Below are 4,111 nucleotides of genomic sequence, written 5' to 3' on the forward strand. Positions count from 1 at the left end.
TAAGCACGCCGCCAGCGTTCATCCTGAGCCAGGATCAAACTCTCCGTTGAAGAAAAACAGACACACCATGCACCCCCGGGAAAACGGGAACCACACAATGCACAAAATTTGAAACCAGCCAAAAACACCAGACCACACCACGGGGTGGCATGACCCGGCAAATTCAACCAATTCAATACAATAAATTGGTATCAAACAAACTTGGCACACTATTGAGTTCTCAAACAACAGACACACCCGGCACCACCACAACCCCACAGGGCCGCGGATCGCTCCGGAGCAACTTCTCAAACTTACCCGGTCTCATCCTCCGAAGCAAATCCAGTTTCACAGACCCGCATCAGCAGACGAACCAGCCCCACCAAAATTCTTTAGCGAAACAAAGCGCCGAAAGAACCAGGTTTTGGAATATTTTGGGGGATTGGCCGCCTCCGGTCCTCCAGCATTTCGGCTGGTCTCCCTCGCGGCGACTTAGAAAACAATACACCCAACCGGGACGAACCGCAAACCGCTCCGATGCAGGTCCCCCCACCTGCGGAGAATCCAGGAAATGCCCGCCTGCCACGCTCCCAAGTGCCGCCCGATAAGCCCCGGCGCCGCTCCGCCGTCGTCGGCCGGGTCGCAATGCCCATCAAATCGCACCACCGCGCCGGTTACGATCGGGAGGTGAGGGAGCAGCGCCGAACCCAGAAGCCGCGGTTGCTCCACCGACGTGTCTCAGGACCGGCCGCGAACGGGCTATCGCACCACGACGTCGCCGCCCGGATGGAAAGCGGCTTGGACAACCGGGTACCGGACACCACCAGCCGAAGCCTGTGGCAGATCTTCCGCGCCAACGTCTTTACGCTGTTCAATGCAATCGTCGGCACGAGCTTCCTCGTCCTGCTGCTCCTGGGCCGCTGGCAGGACGCGCTCTTCGGGCTGTCGGCCGCCGGCAACGCGGTGATTGGGGTGGTCCAGGAATTCCGAGCCAAGAGATCCCTTGACCGTCTTGCGGTCATGGATGCACCACGTGCGCGGGTGATGCGCGACGGCCAGATCCAAGAGATCGCGACGGCCGACGTAGTCCGCGACGATGTCCTTGTCCTGCGTGCCGGGGACCAGGTGACGGCGGACGCCTCGGTGCTCGAAAGCTCGGGACTCGAGGCCGATGAGTCCCTCCTCACCGGGGAATCGGACCCCGTGGGCAAGGACCATGGGACCGATGTCCTCTCGGGATCCATCATCATCGCCGGCCACGGCAAGGCGCGGGTGGTACGGGTGGGTGCCGAGTCGTTCGCCAGCCGCCTCACGGCAGACGCTCGCCGCTTCTCCCTCGTGAATTCAGAGATCCGCAATAGCCTCAACCGGGTGCTTCGGTGGATTGCTTGGGCCATCCTCCCCGTCGCAGCCATTGTGGTCAACGGCGATCTTCAGGCCAGGGGAGGCTGGCAGCACGCCATCGCCACCGGCACTTGGACGGCGGCCCTGGTGGGCGTCATCGCCAGCGTGATCGCCATGGTCCCGCTGGGCCTGGTGCTGCTGACCAGCGTGGCATTTGCCGTCGGAGGGCTCCGCCTGGCCAGTCATGGTGTGCTCATTCAAGAACTCGCTGCCGTCGAAGGACTCGCTCGGGTCGACGTCCTCTGTATGGATAAAACCGGCACCCTGACGGAGGGCGGACTCAGGTTCGAAGCAGTCCATCAGCTCACACCCGCACCGGATCCGGGCTGGCATGAGGCCCTCGGTTGGTTCGCCTCCGAACCGGAGGCGAACGCAACGGCACGGAGCCTTGGGGCCGCCTTTACGGACGACGGCGGATTCCAGTCGATCTCATATGTTCCGTTCTCCTCCGCCCGGAAGTGGAGTGCGGTCACCTTCCGCGGCGGCAACGGGACGACTCCCACCTGGATCCTCGGGGCACCGGAAATAGTCCTGGCCGGCGGAACGTGCAAACCCCAAGATGCGACGGCGGGAGAGGCAGCCGGCCCCTTAGACGTGCCGAAGCAGGCTACGGCGCCCAGCAGCGCCTGCGTCTTGGAGCGGGCCGGGGGGTTGGCCGATGCCGGACTACGAACCCTGCTCTTGGCCGGAGCTGACGGGCTACCGGGGGCGGCCACGACGGTGGGGCTACCCGACGGGCTGCGGCCGGTCGCACTCCTCACCTTCCGCGAGCAACCCCGCTCCGATGCCAAGGACACCTTGGAATTCTTCCGGTCCGAGGGCGTCGAGTTGAAGATCATCTCCGGCGACGATCCGCGGACCGTCGCCGCCATCGCACGCAGGGTCGGCCTCGACGTCGCGCATGGCTTCGACGCACGCTCACTCCCGGAGGAGGCGCTGCTTCTCGAAGAGGTGATGGAGAGCAACATCGTCTTTGGACGCGTCACCCCGCAACAGAAGAAGGACATGGTTGCCGCGCTACAACGTCGGGGCCACACCGTGGCTATGACCGGAGACGGGGTCAATGACGCCCTGGCCCTGAAGACGGCAGACCTTGGCATTGCCATGGATTCCGCGGCACCCGCCACCAAGGCGGTGGCCCGCTTGGTCCTCCTCGACGGCCGCTTCGACCGGCTCCCGGAGGTGCTGGGCGAGGGCCGGCGGGTCATCGCCAACATCGAGCGGGTCTCGAGCGTCTTCCTTAGCAAGACTGCCTATTCCATAGCCATCGCCGTGACTTTTGGGCTGCTGCAATGGCAGTTTCCGTTCCTCCCGCGCCAACTGTCCTTTACAGACGGCCTGACGATCGGCATCCCCGCGTTCTTCCTGGCGCTGATGCCGAATGCCCGGCGCTACAAACCGGGCTTCCTGCATCGTTCGCTCTGGTTTTCGGTACCTGCAGGGCTCATCGTCGCTGGTTCCTTGCTGGTGCTTAACGGATTGGCGACACTGGACGGCGCGCAGGCAGCTGATGCTATTCGTTCTGCGTCCGTCCTCACGCTTTCGATTGTGGGCCTCTGGATCCTGGCCGTCGTGTCGCGGCCGCTCAACGCCGGACGGGTGGGAGTCCTGGCGGTAATGTGCGCAGCGCTGGTCTTCCTTTTCAACGTCCCCGTGGCGCAGGATTTCTTCATCCTCTCTTGGCCGCCGGGCAGTCTCCTGATTTCGGCGCTGGGTACCGGCGGAGCCGCAGGACTGGCGGTCGAGTTTCTCGCCTGGCTTCACCGCCGGAAGTTTCCCCGCTGACCTAGGGGCGTCGATAGGCGCTGTTCAAGCCGCTAAATGGGCGGAGTCGGGTGGCGGAAGAATCGCACGGACCTGAACCGGTGTTCGTCGATGCCCAGCATCCGCGGCCTGAGCTCATCCACCTCCGGCAGGGTGAGGGGGCAGGCTTCGGTCAGCGCGGCGCGGACCATCCACCAGGACACGCCGAGCTGATGAGCCAGGGCCGAAACGGAAGTGTCGAGCTGCAGCGCATCCGTCGCCCAGCCCACTGCGCGGGCGGTCAGTTTCGCACGTGGTCCTGCCAGCGGGTGCTCCTCGCTGAACGTGGTCCTAGGGCAGTCCGGGTCCGGGCAGCGCCAGACGCGCTTGGCCCACATCAGCCTCACGGGCCTTCCGAAACACGGGATGTCATGGAGCCGGACCGGCCTGCGTCCGTGGCCGACAGCGACGACACCGCAGTCAGGGCAACCGGTGAGGTCCTCACCGGTTTCGACGCCCAGAACCAGGCCGGCCGCAGTTGCCGTGACGGAGCTGAGGTGGACGCCTTCGACACCGAGCAGCGCATCCGCGCGCGTGCACCAGCGGCCATGGGAACAAGACATAGAGTTAGTCATGTCAGGGTCTCTTTTTGGATATTGGTTGCTTGGTCGCTACCAATTCAAAAAGGCCCTGACCTCTTTTCCGTCGCACCACGCCGAACCGGGAACGGCCCATCCCGCGGCGCCAGTCTCAGATTGCCCTAACCACGCTCATCCGCGAAGGGCCGTTAAATGGCGCAGGCCCCGACACGTGGTGTCGGGGCCTGGCGGTAATGGTTGTCCGGCGGTGACCTACTCTCCCACACCCTCCCGGGTGCAGTACCATCGGCGCTGTGGGTCTTAGCTTCCGGGTTCGGGATGGGACCGGGCGTTTCCCCCACGCTATGACCGCCGTAACCCTGTGTCCGCACCCCCGCGGGCCGGTG

At 64.3% G+C, this 4,111-nt stretch carries 2 protein-coding genes and 1 rRNA gene; 1 reads left to right on the plus strand and 2 read right to left on the minus strand.

The features are described 5' to 3' along the window. Positions 1–765: 765 nt before the first annotated feature. Positions 766–3,168, plus strand: a complete 2,403-nt coding sequence (locus tag AC1DGI_RS18160) for an HAD-IC family P-type ATPase (protein WP_476899831.1) — start codon at positions 766–768, stop codon at positions 3,166–3,168. A 32-nt stretch (positions 3,169–3,200) separates the two neighbouring features. Here the strand turns inward: AC1DGI_RS18160 and AC1DGI_RS18165 are convergent, their stop codons facing one another. Both AC1DGI_RS18165 and rrf read right to left on the minus strand, forming a co-directional pair. Further along, positions 3,201–3,761 (minus strand): transposase family protein, encoded by a 561-nt coding sequence (locus AC1DGI_RS18165; protein WP_476899830.1) that lies wholly within the window; start codon positions 3,759–3,761, stop codon positions 3,201–3,203. A 203-nt stretch (positions 3,762–3,964) separates the two neighbouring features. After that, positions 3,965–4,081 (minus strand): 5S ribosomal RNA (gene rrf / locus AC1DGI_RS18170). Between the last annotated feature and the right edge of the window lie 30 nt (positions 4,082–4,111).

The organism is Arthrobacter sp. 05N428_2 (assembly GCF_056397065.1).